The sequence below is a fragment of the Clostridium autoethanogenum DSM 10061 genome (assembly GCF_001484725.1).
In the GTDB taxonomy this organism is placed as follows: domain Bacteria; phylum Bacillota; class Clostridia; order Clostridiales; family Clostridiaceae; genus Clostridium_B; species Clostridium_B ljungdahlii.
The window spans coordinates 694449-709337 of sequence record NZ_CP012395.1; the positions used below are offsets into that span (position 1 = coordinate 694449).

Consider the following 14889-nt stretch of genomic DNA (forward strand, 5'->3'; position numbering starts at 1 on the left):
ATTAGCAGGTTTCTTTTTATACTATTTTATGTGTATAATACGTTAACAACTTTATTATATGGTCTGCACTAATAGCTTACATTATCAATTTTAAAATTAATGATTTCTTTCCCAACAAACCTAATTGCACTTTGCGCAATTATTTTCGTAGGATCAATATAATTACCTTCTATATTCAACATTTGGAATGCTACTGGTAATTCAGTACAACCTAAAATTATAGTATCAATATTTTGTGACTTAAAGTCTGAAATAACAGATTTTATATGGTCTAAATTATACTCTTTAATGCCATTTTTAATACCATATATTAAATCATTGATAATATTTTGATTAAAGGTAGCTTTTCAAAAGCTGCAAAAAATCTTTATATCAGCCAGCCAGCATTAAGTGCATATATCAAAAAAATAGAAGTAGAGCTAGGTGTATCTTTGTTTGATAGAAGTATGACACCAATTCATTTAACTGAGCCAGGGGAAATGTATATACATGCTATCCTTCAGGTGAAAGCTATTCAAAATAATCTTGAACAGTACTTCCAAGATATAACAAATTTAAAAGTAGGAAAAGTTTCCATTGGTGGTACAAATTTTTTCTGTTCCTGTGTACTTTCTGACATAATATTTGAGTTTAAAAAACAGCATCCTGGTATAAATGTGGATTTATTTGAGGTCAAATCGCCTGATATGCATGAAGAATTAATGAAAGAAACAATTGATTTAGCAATAGAATGTTTTCACCTAGATACAAAACTCTTCGAAAATCGCGTAATTGCCAAAGAAAATATTATTTTAGCTGTACCAAAAAATTATAGAATCAACGATGAACTAAGCGCTTATCGCTTATCCTTTCAGAATATAGTTGAGAAGAGACATCTGTCGTCTGATTTTCCACCTGTACAGTTAAGTAAATTTGCAAATCAGCCCTTTGTGATGCTGAGAAAAGGTAATGATATGTATACACGCAGTATGAAAATGTGTCGAAAAGCTGGATTTACACCAAAAGCAGTAATATATTTAGATCAATTAATGACGTCTTATCATATTGCCCGAAAAGGTATGGGAATTGCATTCATACGAGATTCTTTAGTAAAATATATGAATTTTAATGAAGATATTTGTTTCTATAAATTAGCAGATGAGCTTTCTAGTAGAGAACTGGTTTTAATACGAAAAAAAAATCGATATTTATCTAGAAGTGTTGATGCATTCATAAATTCGGTTATCTCTTTTTTTTCGATGTAAGAGCTTGGTAAAACTTTATTATTTCTTTTGAATTCATATGAATGTTTGGATTATTAACTTCTTGCACCATTCCACAATATTTGTAGAAGTTATAGACTGTACTTAAAATTCTATTTATAGTTCTACCAGTTCTCTCACTTTCCTTCCAGTATGTATTAGATAATTTAATATTAAGTCCATGATGTGAAAGTTAAATCACTGCTAGATAAATAATTTTTTTATTATGCGCTTTTATTCGGATTTTTTATAGGTATATAAACTTTGACTTCAGCTCCACCTTCATCATTATTTTTAACTTTAACAGTACCACCTAATTTATCTACCAAAGTTTTGACAATATAAAGTCCTAAACCTGAATGTCCTTTTTCCTTTGACCTGGATTCATCCCCTTCATAAAACTTTTTAAATACATTTTCTAAATCTTTTCTTGAAAATCCACATCCCGTATCACAAACAGAAAAAATCACTTTATCTAAATTTAGCTTTAAATTTAAAGTTATTCTTCCATCTTCTTTAGTAAACCTTAAACTATTGGAAACTAAATTATCAAGTATTTCTGATAATACATAAGTATCTATTTTTATTAGATCATTAGAACTTCTCAAATCTTGAATATTGCATACAAATTTTATTTTTTTACCCTGTGCTAGTACATCATAATCCATGCTTTTTTCATTTATATAAGATACTAAATCACATTCGCTATCACTTAGTTTAAAAGTTTCATTTTCAATCTTAGTTAGTAAATTTATTCTCTGGACTTGATTGGACATTCTATCTATATTTCTGTTTATTAAATTTAAATACCTATATAACTTGTCCTTGTCCAATTTCTTACTTTCTAAAAGTCCCTCTACATGTCCTTTTATAATTGTAATGGGTGTTTTTAAATCATGTGCAACATCACTTACTATTTCTCTTCTCTCTTCTTCCATTTTCCACTGGTTTTCTAATGATTTCTTTAAATCTACTCTCATATCCTCAAATGACTTGCAGAGTTTCCCAAGTTCATTGTCATTTTCATAACTTATCTTAAACTCCAAGTCCCTAACTCTTATTCTTTCTGCAGCCTCCATTAACTGTTTTAAAGGTACATTTAATTTCTTGTTAAATCTACGGCCAAAAAATATGCTAAATAATATGATATACACAAATGGGGAAAGTATTACAAAAGTATCTGAATACCTAGCAATAAAGTTAAAGTTAGGATTTTTAGCACTACATCTTATATAATATTTTAATATAACCATTCCTTTTAAGTCTTTGTTATCTATAATAGGGATAGACATTATAATTTCTGGATTTATCCGTCCATTAATTTTAGTTGTTTGATCTTTGCTTATAGGCACTTCTGATGCAATAGGCTTTTTAAAATAACCATAAGAAAGTCTACCAGCTGAATCTACTACCTCATATTCAATACCAACTGTAGGTATTACTTTTTCAAGTTCATTTTTAAAATCTTTATTTAATATTTTATCCTTATTCTTATTTATATATTGTTTTATTCCAGGTACTAAATCACTATAATAACCTGCTCTTAATATTACTCCTTTATTAATAAGCTGAATATGCAATACCAAACCTGCCAAGGTAAAAAAAATGCTTAATATAATTACTGAAATAATTGAAAGCATAAATTGTCTCTTAAAAGTTATATTTTTTATTATATTTAATTTCCCCATATGTAATCTGCTCCTATATAATTAGTTAGGCTCTGCACTACTTGTAGTATCTACAAATATCAATCCATCATATCGAAGGTCTAAAATTTCAGATTCAAAGCTTTTATTTTCTCCAGGAAAAACGGCACCTATATCATGACAATATTGAGGTTTTGACAAAATGTTTTTTGCATATTTATTTTTCTTACAAGTGTTGAAATCAATGAAAAAAATAGGATTTACCTTAGAAAAGATATATGCTGCTGAATTTTCTTTTGCTGCTTTTAAGGTACATTTTCCATTAACTATTTGTCCATTTTCCTTATTTGTATAGTTGGCTATTAAATCACCTTTATTAAACTCAAATCCAATAACATACATTTTACTGCCATACATATCATATAAATTTGAGCCCATTCTCTTTACATTTCCTTCTGGATAATCTGAATTTGAGCCACCAAACTTGTCTATTCCTTTTGACACATGTAAATTATGTGCCCACAGCATTATCTTGCTGTCTTCTCCTTCATGATCTAAAATCCACTTTACATTTTCCGCCATATATTTATCTCTTTTAGTTTCTTTTTGAAAATCACTACCTCCTGTGCCGAACATATCATAAAACTCACATATGACATTTAAATTTTGAATATAAAGTTCGTATTGTTCTTTTGAAGACTTTTTTATATATTCATCTTTGTTTTTTTCAAAAATATTTTTTATCTCCTTAATGCCATCAATTGGGAGCTGCTTTTTTACTCCATAATCTAATGTTCTGTCATTAAACTTTGAAAGCACTTCATGTACTCTTGCTTCATAGGATGGATCAACTTTGTTTAAATAATCTATAACATTTTGAGCTGCTGTATGGCTGGACTGCATGTCAAAACCATAGAACTTAATTTTCTTTTCATGTGTTTTATTGTATTCCTTCATCCATTCTACCATATCTAAAACTTCCTTAGTATCCCAGGTCCAAAATCCTAATTTTTTTATAAGCTTACTCGGGTCGCCATTACCATTTAAAATGTAGTCATTTACTGCCATACAGTCAGGCTGTGAAGCTTCCATAGCAAAAACATTATAACCCATTTCTTCCACAAGGAACTGAAACATTCTATGTTTCATCTGAAAAAATTCTTTAGTTCCATGAGTAGCTTCTCCCATAGCAACAATTCTTTTATCCTTTAATATCGGTTTTAAAGGCATTAAATCTTCAAAACCACTATTATACTTTACTGTTTTTAAATTCACCGCTTTATCTTTAAAAGCCTGTACAGCTTTATTTGATCTATATTTACTATATCGGTTATTGAATCCAATACCTATTAGGATAAATATAAACGCAGAAATCACTATAATTATAATTTTTTTCAATAAAATCAGCTCCTAATAAAGATAATCTTTCTTTTGCCATAAAAATATACTTACAAGTAATCCTCCAAGCAAGGTGATTATTAAAGTAATGTAAAAACTCATAGGCGCTGTATTTGATAAAACATGAAAACCATATTTTGTAGTTTTATCTAAAAACTCAAAGGGCTTTATATATAAGCTCAAACCTACAAGTGCAGCTATAACAGCTAAAATTGAAATTATAGAATTACTTATTACTAATCCAATAATGCTTGATATTGATAAGACACATAAAGCTATTACAAATTGTATGATGAAAAATTTTGCCGTGTATAAAAGTGCTCCAGACATTGAAAATTTATGATGTATTTTATAAAACTCTACACTTGATGCATTAGGCATAAACAGATATCCGAAAATTGTACTTATTATAAACGCTATGAACATTAGCATAAAGGTAGTTATAGCTAAGGCTGCCCATTTGCTTACTATAAATTCATATTTTTTATACGGTCTTGTTACATACATTCTAAAAGCACCTATGGATTGCTCATAGTTGATTGAAGATATAAATAAAATAGGCAAAATTAAATATACTAGTTCTACTCTTATTTCATAAAATGCAAAAGGTGAAAAATTAAGTCTGTTCAAAGCTACATTATAATCTACACCGTCATAGGACCCCTGCGGACTTATATACCTAAATATACACATTAGTATTATCATGCCTAAATAAAATGCTAATAGTAATTGGTTTCTTCTATTCTCAAAAATTCTTTGAAATTCTGAAGCTATTAATCTTTTCATATTCGTGTTACCTCCTAACAATAACAATCTTGATCACTAAATAAACTATGTGCAATTAAATAAAAGACAATTATGTGAAAAGCAATGGATGTAAATATTATCCCCACTTGCTGAGGCGTTTGTGCCAAAAGTGTTTCTATCCCTATATATTGAATTCTTGTAATAAAAGAAAAGTACAAAATGTTATATATTTGAGAAGTATTATCCATAAGGAAAGAAAATATCTCTGGTAAAATTATAGATACAAGTATAAATGCTAAACTAGCTGAAAGTGCGCCTATAGTAGTTTTACACATCATTGATATACACATAATAACTGATATAACAGCAGCTAAAACTAAAAAGGAAATAACATAATATTTTATATTGTAGATCATACTTTCATTTATTGTAAATTTATTTGAATAATAAGGGAACTTAACTTCCTGTTTTGGTAAAGCTAAATATCCTAAAAAGCTGCTTAAAATAAAATTCGTAATTAAAAGTAAAAATACTGTACTCAACGTAATTAGATACTTTACTTTGAAAATTTCACTAAAAGAAAAACTTCTTAGCATTACCATTCTCATTTGCCCTTCTCTATACTCACTGGTTACAGCCATGATAATAAGAAGGATTACTATAACATCAAAAAACAATATGCTTTCGTTTCTTAAGATTACGCTTGGAAAATTTAAGCAAGAAACATATTTAGGGCTATTTAGAGTAATTAAAGCATCTATTTTAATATAGTGTTTTATAGCAGCTATAATTACTAGTGGTATTAGCATAAATGAAATCCAAGTAGATTTCCTATTCCACAATCTTTGCCATTCACTAATAAATAATTGTTTCATAATCACATCTTCCTCCTAACATCCACTTACTAATTTTATAAAGGCATCCTCTAATCTGCCGCTTTTGCCCATGGATTCTAGTTCATCTTTACTTCCCTGCCATACAAGTTTTCCTTTGTTTATTACTACAAATCTATTGCAAAGCTGTTGAAGTTCATCTAGCAAATGGCTCGATATAAAGAAGGTTATTTTCTTTTCTTTTTGGAGTTTAAATATAAGTTCTCTTAAATCTCTCATGCCCATTGGATCAAGTCCATTTGCAGGTTCATCTAAAATAATTACTTCTGGATTGTTTAAAAGTGCTTGTGCAATACCAAGTCTTTGCTTCATTCCTAATGAATAAGTTTTAACTTTATCGCAGCCTCTATCTTGAAGGTCTACTATCTTTAAAACCTCCTCCACTTTTTCTTTTTGTTCAGACTTTGACATACCTGGATTTAACATAGCTAAGTTCTGGAGATTTTTTCTTCCTGACATATATGGAAAGAATATAGGCTCTTCAACTATTGCTCCAAGTTTTAATAATGCAGTTTTTCTTTCTTTGACTACATTAGCTCCATCTATAGTTACTTCTCCTTCCGTAGGTGAAATCAGATTTGTTATTACTCTAATCATAGTAGTTTTTCCTGCACCATTAGGTCCAATAAAACCACAGATATCACCTTCATGAACGTTGAAGGAAATGTTTTCTAATATAGTTTTTTTCCCTATTTTTTTGCTCACATTTTTAACTGCGATTTTTTCACTTGACATAAATTAATGCCTCCTAATTACTAATACTTTTTAAACACAAGGTAATTATAAGAGGCACTTTTAAAGTTTTCTTAAAGTTCTTATATTTATCCGATGACTACTTGCTCTAATACTCCCACTTCTTCAAGTAGGAGTAAAGAGCAATTACGTCCCTGGATAACGATTTTTCCTAAAGGATAACGCCTTCTAAGTGCTGAAGCACTAAGAATTCTGTTAATAAGCATCAGGTGGAGTTAAAACTCCATCTGATGCCAAGAACTCTGTTTATTGCATAAAAAATAGACTAAACCAGATTTTTGGCTTAGTCATATTTGCCCATAAAAATTTTAATGCTCTTACTTTTCCCACTTATACCCTACTCCCCAGACAGTAGAAATATATTCTTCTTCAGGATCAAAGTTTTGAATCTTATGTCTTATCTTTTTAACATGCTCTGCTACCGATGCTGAATCTCCTTCAGCATCATACCCCCATACTTTCTCGTATATCTGTTCCTTTGAAAAAACTTGTCCACAATTTACCGACAAAAATTCAATTATATCAAATTCCTTCTTAGTTAAAATTACTAACTGGCCATTACAGTAAACTTCTCTATTTCTTAAGTTTATACTTATATTTTTAAAGTATAAATTAGCCTTTTCAGAATTATTTGTGTTTCTTTTTTCTCTTCTCAAATGAGCATGTATTCTTGCTTTTAATTGTCTTAAACTAAATGGCTTTTGAATATAATCGTCTCCACCAGAAGCAAGCCCCTTAACTATGTCTCTTTCTTCTCCTTTAGCAGTTAAAAAAATAATTGGACAACTTACTATATCTCTTATATCATTACATACCTCATATCCATTTTTACCTGGCATCATAATATCAAGTAATATTAAATCTGGATAAAGCTTTATTTTTTCTAGAGCTTCTTCACCACTAGAGGCAGTAAAAACTTCATAATCATCTTCCTCCAATGAATCTCTTAAAAAAGATATTATATCCTCTTCATCATCTACTACTAATATTTTTTCTCTCAATTTTTATCACTCCAATAATAATTCTTATATCTGCTTTATTTTGTCCGATCGCTACCATTGCTAACACCCCATCGCACACAGCGAAAGCGACTATCACCAAATCAAAGATTTGGGATATCTGCTTTTCTATCAAAGTTGGGGATAAGCACTGCTACTCGCCTGGATAAGTTATTCCCCTAAAGGATAACGTATTCTAAGTGCTAAAGGCACTAAGAATACTGTTAATAAGGTTCAGCTGGAGGAAAGTCATCCTTATAAAGCAAACTCCACCTGAACCTAAGAATCACTTGATAAATATACTTTTTCTATTTATTTGTAATTCACTTGAAAACAAATTAATCAATAATTCCTCAATAGCAGAAATGCTTGCAATAGTACAAACTATATACATAATCATATTTGATTGCACAAAAGCAAGTGATATTATAAACGCAAACAGTATAAATCCTGTAAATTTGTTTCCATAAGTATGAAGCATCTCAAAGGTTCTATACTTTATAAATACTACTGCTGTTGATGTTATTTTAATCATTGCTATAACGAAAACCCAGATGATAATTCTAATTGTCAGTTTAATAACTGGATACAGTACAATTATTAATACCAATATCATTATAAAATCCCCAATAGAATCAAGGTTATCACCTAGTTTGCTTACAGTATGGGTTTTTCTTGCTACATATCCATCAAGAACATCAGTAATTTGACAAGCAAGAAAAATTATAAAAAATGGTCCACTTAAAGGTTTTACAAATAACATCATAATTGCAAGAAATATTCTTAAAAGCGATATGCAATTTGCTGCTGGATTAATTATCATTAAATTATCCTTCCTTGTATAATCATACTTAACATCACTTTGGTGATAAACGAAATACTTCCAAAAACCAAATAACATTTACAATTAACGATGCAATACAAATAACTCCCATTAGTGTATATAATGAATTTTTAGCAAATAAATTAGACATAAAGACAACTGTCATTAACGAAAAATCTGATAATATTCCAATGGCAAGAACAAATGCCATTACAAATCTCACTGCTCTTATTCCTAATATATAAATGATTAAAGGTAATATATACAATAATAAAACAATACCCACAGATAACCACATGCCAAAAGAGTTAAATTTATTTGCACTAGGTCCAGAATTAGCAAGCGGCGAAAGAGAACTTATAACTATTAGTGAGCAAAAAAGTACTGCAGAGACTAATGTTATAAAAATAACCTTACACTTATTTTTTTGTCTTATCATTATTTAGACATCCTTTCTTAATCTTCATCCATTTCATTCCAATTAAAAATGGATTATTAATTATATTATATTATGATAAAATGGAAATAAGCAACATTACTTTTAAGAGGTGTATTAAATGTACAATATAATGTTAATTGAAGATGATAAAAAATTAAATAGTCTTATAAGAAATCATCTTAAAAAGTATGGATATCAGACTTGCTGTGTAAATGATTTTTGTGATATAAAAACTGAATTTATTAAAAATAACCCCCATCTTGTTCTTATGGATGTCAATTTGCCTTTATATGATGGCTTTTACTGGTGCAGAGATATAAGAACGATATCAAATGTTCCTATAATATTTCTTTCAGCTAGAAATTCTGATATGGATCAAGTTATGGCCATTGAAAATGGAGGAGATGATTATATAACCAAGCCTTTTTCCTATGATGTACTCATTGCAAAGATAAAAGGAGTTATAAGAAGAGTTTATGGAAGTTACTCAGAAAGCAGCCTCAGTGAGATATTTGAATCAAATGGACTTTTTTTGTATTTAAATCAAAATGTAGTAGAATATAAAAGTAAAAAAGTAGAGCTTAGTAAAAAGGAATTCCAACTTCTATATTCCCTTCTTAAAAATGAAAATAAAATTGTTTCCAGAGAAAGCCTACTAGAAGTCTTATGGAATGATGTAGATTTTGTTGATGACAATACCTTGTCTGTTAACATGACTCGTGTAAGGAAAAGACTTGAGGAAATTGGAATTACCAATGTAATTGAAACCAAACGTGGACAAGGTTATAAAATAGTACCAAATTGGTAAAATGAATCAGTGTACAGGAATGTATACGAGATATTTAAAGCAGGTGAAATAAATGAATTTTAAAGATTTTCTTAAGGATAAGATACCTTTTGCAGTAATTTATTTTTTAGCTACTGCTGCAGTTATACTTGTAATGTATCTTACTTTAATCATAAACAAAATTGAACTTATGAATAATAACATACTTTACGCCTGGTTAATTTCAATAATCTTTTTTATACTATTTTTAATATATGATTATTTAAAAAATAGACATTTTTATAATCAGCTAAATGTAATGTTAAATGCAAAGGAAGATTTAGATAACATACTTAATATAGGTAATTGCAGCACTCATGAGCAGGAAATGTTTAAAAAGCTCCTGCTTAAAACTTATAAAATCTACAGTGAAAGAACTATAAAATATGAAGAAACACACAAAGAATACATAAATTTTATAAATAAGTGGGTACATCAAATGAAAACTCCTGTATCTGTTATGAATCTCATACTTCAAGATGAAATAAATGAAGATAATAGAGCTGTATTTGACAGTATATTAGAAGAAAATGAAAAATTATCTCATGGCCTTGATATGATGCTCTGTAATGCAAGAGTTAACGAATTTAATATGGATTTTAATGTAGAGAGCTTAAATATTATATCCATTGTTAGAAATGTTTTAAATGACAATAAAAAACCTCTCATAAGGAGCCATGTATTTCCTAAAGTTACAACTGATGCAGCTATAACAGTAGAAACAGATAAAAAATGGATTTACTTTGTAATAAATCAAATAGTTGTAAATGCTATAAAATATTCAAAGCTGAAAATTCAAGACAACAAGTATATTACCTTTAAAATCAAAGCTAAAAATTCAAAAATTATATTATCCATAAGTGATGAAGGAATAGGTATACCAAAAGAAGATTTAAATAGAGTATTTAATGCTTTCTTTACAGGTAAAAATGGAAGAAAGAGTGATGAATCCACAGGTATGGGAATGTATCTTGCAAAGAAAATATGTGATAAACTTGGTCATGAAATTCTTGTAGAATCAGAAGAAGGCAAAGGTTCCACCTTTTCTATTGTATTTTTCAAGGGTAAAAACTTGTTTAAATTTTAATCTTTCAATATTGTAAGATTAAAATTGTATTTGAAAGAGAAATCGATACATTGATTTCTCTAATTTTTTTATAATATATACATAAAGTTCATGAGTTCTAACATTTCTCATTTAAAATAATGGAAATGTTATGAACAGCAGCCATGAAACTAACAAGTGAAAGGAATGATAACATGTCAGTATTAAAGGCTGAAAATATAAGTAAAATTTATGGTGATAAAAGAGGAAGCTTACAAGTAAAAGCCCTTGATAAATTTAATATTAGCATCGATGAAGGAGAATTTGTTGGAGTTATGGGCCCTTCTGGAAGTGGAAAGAGCACTCTTTTAAATATTCTTGCAACAATAGATACTCCAACTTCAGGAGAGCTTTTCATAAAAGGAGTTAATCCAGAAAAACTTGATGAAAAGAAAGCTGCACTATTTAGGAGAAAGGAACTTGGATTTATATTTCAAGATTTTAATTTACTAGATTCCCTATCAATAAAGGAAAATATAATACTTCCTTTAGTACTCAACAAAACAAATACTCATGAAATAGAAAAAAAAGTAGATGATATTGCTTCACTTTTAAATATAAAAAAGATTTTAGATAAAAGACCTTATGAAACTTCAGGTGGCCAGCAGCAAAGGGCCGCTTGTGCAAGAGCACTAATTCACAATCCATCTATAATACTTGCAGATGAACCCACTGGAAATCTTGATTCTAAAGCTTCTCAGGATGTTATGGAATCTTTGACTAACTTAAATAATGAAAGAAAAGCAACTATAATGATGGTTACTCATGATCCTTTTGCAGCTAGCTTTTGTAAAAGAATAATAATGATTAAGGATGGAAGATTCTTTTTAGAAATTGTAAAAGGAGGTAATCGCCAAGCTTTCTTCAAGGAAATCATGGATTCACTTACTTTAATAGGAGGTCACTATAATGACATTGCATAATATCGCTGTTAAAAACATAAAGGGAAATTTAAATAAATTTATAATGTACTATTTAAGTAATACCTTTGTAGTTATGGTATTTTTCATATTTGCAAATTTTCTTTTAAGTCCTAAGGCTTCTAGTTTAAAAAACATGGGGCAAGCCGGCGCAATTATGACAGAAACAGTTTATCTTTGTGAGTTTGTAATACTCATATTCACAGTTGTATTTACTAACTATTCTATATCAAGTTTTTTAAAATCAAGAGAAAAAGAATTTGGGCTTTTATCAATGTTTGGACTGACAAGAAGCCAAGTAAGAAATTATGTTATGTTTGAAAACTTAATTGTTTCTTTATTTTCTATAAGTACAGGAATTATACTTGGTACTCTTTTTTCTAAATTATTTTTTATGTCAATTTCAGCTATTTTGATTTTAAATGCTGAAATTCCTCTTACAATATCAATTAAAGCAGTAATATTAACTTCAGTATGTTTTTTAATATTGTTTCAAATAACTTGTTTTAGATCAAGCTATAAAATAAAAAGCAATAACATAATAGAGCTTTTAAAAGGCTCACGGGTTGCAAAGCCAGTACCTAAATTTTCTAGTAAAAAAGCAATTTTATCTATAATATTAATTGGCTTTGGATATATTTTAGCAGTTTTTTCAGGTCAGGCTATTGTACTCACTATGTTCCCTATTTTAATTGTAGTAGTAACTGGCACCTATATGTTATACTCTCAATTCAGCATATATATTACAAGTAAACTTAAAAATAATAATAAAATCTTTTATAAAGGCATCAATATGATAACATTATCTCAAATAATATATAAACTTAGTGACAATACAAAAATACTATTTGCTGTTTCAATACTTTCAGCTGTAACCTTGACAGCTTCTGCAAGTGTATACTCATTTCAAAAAACTGTACAAAAACAAACTATAATAGACTACCCACAGGATATAAGTTTTATTGAAAATGGATTAAATACACACAATGTAATATCTCCTAAAGAAGTAGAAAAAATTTTTAAATCCTATGGAAATGAAATAAAATATAAAAATAAAATTATACTTATAAAAGCAACTAACAATGATTTATCTTCAAATAAGCACTCAAATTTTGAAGAACTGATCAATAAAAAAGATTTCTATATTATGTCCAATACTGATTACAACACTTTAGCAAATGAGCAAAAGAAATCAACTATTAAATTAAATAGTGGTGAAGTAATTGTTCACTATCATAATGTCATTGCAACTAAAGATACAGGATTATTTGCTGATAAAAGTTATTTAAAATTAAATACCGAAAACACTTCCATAAACTTAAAGCTTAAAAATGAAATAAATGGTGGAATAATTAATCAGGATAGCAAGAACTCCAATACTGCAGTAGTAAGCGATGATGACTTTAATAAACTTAAAGCTGATATTAAGGATGATACTCTTCAAGTTTATTATGGTTATACCATAATAAATGGATTTAAAGCAGTAAACTCAGTATCAAATATAAAAAGTGAAATTCCAAAGGAAATGAAAAGTAGTTTTTCTGAAAGAGTATTAAGCTTTTCTAAAATGATGGAAGTTATGTCTACATTTTTCTTTATAGGAACCTTTATTTCAGTATTGTTCTTCATAGCAACCTGCAGCATAATATACTTTAAATTATTTAATGAAATTCAAAATGATAAGCATGAATTTACAGCTCTTAAAAAAATGGGAATGTCTGTAGATGAAATAAAGAAAATAGTAAGTACTCAATGCTTTATAATGTTCTTTCTACCTTTTGCAGTATCCTTTATTCATACTAGTTTTGCAATAAAGGCTTTAAGCAACATATTACAAACAAGCCTTAGCCTTTATTTAATGATCATAGTAGGAATTTATTTTCTACTTCAGACAATTTACTTTTGCTTTTCAAGGACTATGTACGTAAAACAAATAAATACATGGCAATAATTACATTACCACGTTTAAAAAAAGTAAGAAAATGCGATTACTTTCTTAAAGAATTTAGAGGCAGTACTTTCTCAATGTGCCTCTAATTTTTTTTTAAATGCATATCAGTTCTATGTGATACTTTATATTTAACTGCTATTTCTAAACTCATTATGGAAATCTATAGGAGCAACTTTAATAAATCATATTCCTTTTGTTTATCAGTATTTTTGCTATTTACCTTGCTGAAATCTACATCTATTATTTTGTTATCCTTAATTCCAACAGCCCTTCCTGCAAAACCTTTCATCAATAGTTCTACAGCTTTAACCCCCATTTTACTCGCTAATACTCTATCAAAAGCAGATGGATTTCCTCCTCTTTGTATAAATCCTAAAACAGTGTTCCTTATACTAATTTTTAGTCTTTTTTCTATATACTTTTGAAGTTCTTCTATATCATACATTCTTTCAGTTATTATTATCACGTTATCATTTTTTCCTTTGCTTATGTTTTTACTCAATTTATTACATATAGTATTAAAATCCAATTTTCTTTCAGGAGTAGATATTATTTCTCCTCCTCCAGCTAAAGCTGAATATAAAGCTAAATCACCACAATACCTTCCCATTACCTCTACAATAGTAGTTTTTTCATGAGAAGAATCTGTATCTCTTATTTTACCTATACATTCTAAAACTGTATTTAAAGTTGTATCAAACCCTATGCAATAATCTGTATAAGCCAAATCATTATCTATCGTTCCTGGTAATGCTATAACCTTTATTCCTAGCTTGCTAAGTTCTTTCGCCCCTTGAAAAGATCCATCTCCTCCAACTACAACAACACTATCTATTTCAAATTTTTTTAATGTTTCTAAAGCTTTTTTTCTTCCACCCTCATCCATAAATTCTAGACATCTAGCCGTCTTCAGTATAGTTCCTCCTTTTTCTGCAATGCCATCTATATCTAAATTATTTAATTTTATTATATCTTCTTCTATCAAGCCCTTATACCCATACTTTATGCCCAAAACTTCTATGCCATTATAATTTGCAGATTTTACTACTGCTCTAATAGCAGCATTCATTCCTGGAGCATCTCCTCCACTTGTTAAAATTCCTATTTTCATATATTTCACCTGCTTAATATAACTTTTAATAGCCTTGT

General features: G+C 28.8%; 14 protein-coding genes. 5 read left to right on the plus strand and 9 right to left on the minus strand.

Translation table 11 applies throughout. The annotated features are described in order from the left end of the window. The first annotated feature begins 329 nt into the window (after positions 1–329). On the plus strand, positions 330–1244 hold the full coding sequence (locus CLAU_RS02985; RefSeq protein ID WP_023161909.1) for a LysR family transcriptional regulator: 915 nt from the start codon (positions 330–332) through the stop codon (positions 1242–1244). Positions 1245–1465: 221 nt separating this feature from the next. Here the strand turns inward: CLAU_RS02985 and CLAU_RS02990 are convergent, their stop codons facing one another. The 8 genes from CLAU_RS02990 to CLAU_RS03025 all read right to left on the minus strand — a co-directional run bounded on the left by CLAU_RS02990 (position 1466) and on the right by CLAU_RS03025 (position 8938). After that, positions 1466–2929 carry a sensor histidine kinase gene (locus tag CLAU_RS02990; RefSeq protein ID WP_023161910.1) on the minus strand — a complete coding sequence of 488 codons (1464 nt, stop codon included), beginning with the start codon at positions 2927–2929 and terminating at the stop codon, positions 1466–1468. A 21-nt stretch (positions 2930–2950) separates the two neighbouring features. Continuing rightward, the gene (locus CLAU_RS02995; RefSeq protein WP_023161911.1) at positions 2951–4285 is read right to left on the minus strand and encodes an erythromycin esterase family protein; all 1335 of its coding nucleotides are present in this window, start codon (positions 4283–4285) and stop codon (positions 2951–2953) included. Between the two features lie 12 nt (positions 4286–4297). Continuing rightward, on the minus strand, positions 4298–5071 hold the full coding sequence (locus CLAU_RS03000) for an ABC transporter permease (RefSeq protein WP_023161912.1): 774 nt from the start codon (positions 5069–5071) through the stop codon (positions 4298–4300). Between the two features lie 14 nt (positions 5072–5085). After that, positions 5086–5907, minus strand: a complete 822-nt coding sequence (locus tag CLAU_RS03005) for an ABC transporter permease (RefSeq protein WP_023161913.1) — start codon at positions 5905–5907, stop codon at positions 5086–5088. Between the two features lie 15 nt (positions 5908–5922). Further along, positions 5923–6660 (minus strand): ABC transporter ATP-binding protein, encoded by a 738-nt coding sequence (locus CLAU_RS03010; RefSeq protein ID WP_013239219.1) that lies wholly within the window; start codon positions 6658–6660, stop codon positions 5923–5925. Between the two features lie 335 nt (positions 6661–6995). Beyond that, on the minus strand, positions 6996–7679 hold the full coding sequence (locus tag CLAU_RS03015) for a response regulator transcription factor (protein ID WP_013239220.1): 684 nt from the start codon (positions 7677–7679) through the stop codon (positions 6996–6998). A gap of 283 nt (positions 7680–7962) precedes the next feature. Continuing rightward, on the minus strand, positions 7963–8499 hold the full coding sequence (locus tag CLAU_RS03020; protein ID WP_013239221.1) for a CDP-alcohol phosphatidyltransferase family protein: 537 nt from the start codon (positions 8497–8499) through the stop codon (positions 7963–7965). Positions 8500–8533: 34 nt separating this feature from the next. Continuing rightward, complete coding sequence (locus CLAU_RS03025; protein WP_013239222.1) at positions 8534–8938, minus strand: DUF5391 domain-containing protein; 405 nt, start codon at positions 8936–8938, stop codon at positions 8534–8536. A 118-nt stretch (positions 8939–9056) separates the two neighbouring features. Here CLAU_RS03025 and CLAU_RS03030 point away from each other — a divergent pair, with 118 nt between their 5' ends. The 4 genes from CLAU_RS03030 to CLAU_RS03045 all read left to right on the plus strand — a co-directional run bounded on the left by CLAU_RS03030 (position 9057) and on the right by CLAU_RS03045 (position 13740). Next, positions 9057–9746, plus strand: a complete 690-nt coding sequence (locus CLAU_RS03030; protein WP_013239223.1) for a response regulator transcription factor — start codon at positions 9057–9059, stop codon at positions 9744–9746. Between the two features lie 52 nt (positions 9747–9798). Continuing rightward, positions 9799–10851, plus strand: coding sequence for a sensor histidine kinase (locus tag CLAU_RS03035; protein ID WP_013239224.1), 1053 nt, complete (start codon positions 9799–9801; stop codon positions 10849–10851). 173 nt (positions 10852–11024) lie between these two features. Continuing rightward, on the plus strand, positions 11025–11792 hold the full coding sequence (locus CLAU_RS03040) for an ABC transporter ATP-binding protein (RefSeq protein WP_013239225.1): 768 nt from the start codon (positions 11025–11027) through the stop codon (positions 11790–11792). Beyond that, positions 11779–13740 carry an FtsX-like permease family protein gene (locus tag CLAU_RS03045; RefSeq protein ID WP_013239226.1) on the plus strand — a complete coding sequence of 654 codons (1962 nt, stop codon included), beginning with the start codon at positions 11779–11781 and terminating at the stop codon, positions 13738–13740. The genes CLAU_RS03040 and CLAU_RS03045 overlap by 14 nt, the downstream gene beginning before the upstream one ends. Positions 13741–13900: 160 nt before the next feature. Here the strand turns inward: CLAU_RS03045 and pfkA are convergent, their stop codons facing one another. After that, on the minus strand, positions 13901–14851 hold the full coding sequence (gene pfkA, locus CLAU_RS03050) for a 6-phosphofructokinase (RefSeq protein WP_013239227.1): 951 nt from the start codon (positions 14849–14851) through the stop codon (positions 13901–13903). Between the last annotated feature and the right edge of the window lie 38 nt (positions 14852–14889).

Excerpts from the sequence above, each read along its gene's own strand:
- CLAU_RS02990 (WP_023161910.1), bottom strand. The coding sequence starts at position 2,929 with ATGGGGAAATTAAATATAATAAAAAATATAACTTTTAAGAGACAATTT.
- CLAU_RS03000 (WP_023161912.1), bottom strand. The coding sequence starts at position 5,071 with ATGAAAAGATTAATAGCTTCAGAATTTCAAAGAATTTTTGAGAATAGA.
- CLAU_RS03005 (WP_023161913.1), bottom strand. The coding sequence starts at position 5,907 with ATGAAACAATTATTTATTAGTGAATGGCAAAGATTGTGGAATAGGAAA.
- CLAU_RS03010 (WP_013239219.1), bottom strand. The coding sequence starts at position 6,660 with ATGTCAAGTGAAAAAATCGCAGTTAAAAATGTGAGCAAAAAAATAGGG.
- CLAU_RS03020 (WP_013239221.1), bottom strand. The coding sequence starts at position 8,499 with ATGATAATTAATCCAGCAGCAAATTGCATATCGCTTTTAAGAATATTT.
- CLAU_RS03025 (WP_013239222.1), bottom strand. The coding sequence starts at position 8,938 with ATGATAAGACAAAAAAATAAGTGTAAGGTTATTTTTATAACATTAGTC.
- CLAU_RS03030 (WP_013239223.1), top strand. The coding sequence starts at position 9,057 with ATGTACAATATAATGTTAATTGAAGATGATAAAAAATTAAATAGTCTT.
- CLAU_RS03035 (WP_013239224.1), top strand. The coding sequence starts at position 9,799 with ATGAATTTTAAAGATTTTCTTAAGGATAAGATACCTTTTGCAGTAATT.
- CLAU_RS03040 (WP_013239225.1), top strand. The coding sequence starts at position 11,025 with ATGTCAGTATTAAAGGCTGAAAATATAAGTAAAATTTATGGTGATAAA.
- CLAU_RS03045 (WP_013239226.1), top strand. The coding sequence starts at position 11,779 with ATGACATTGCATAATATCGCTGTTAAAAACATAAAGGGAAATTTAAAT.
- pfkA (WP_013239227.1), bottom strand. The coding sequence starts at position 14,851 with ATGAAAATAGGAATTTTAACAAGTGGAGGAGATGCTCCAGGAATGAAT.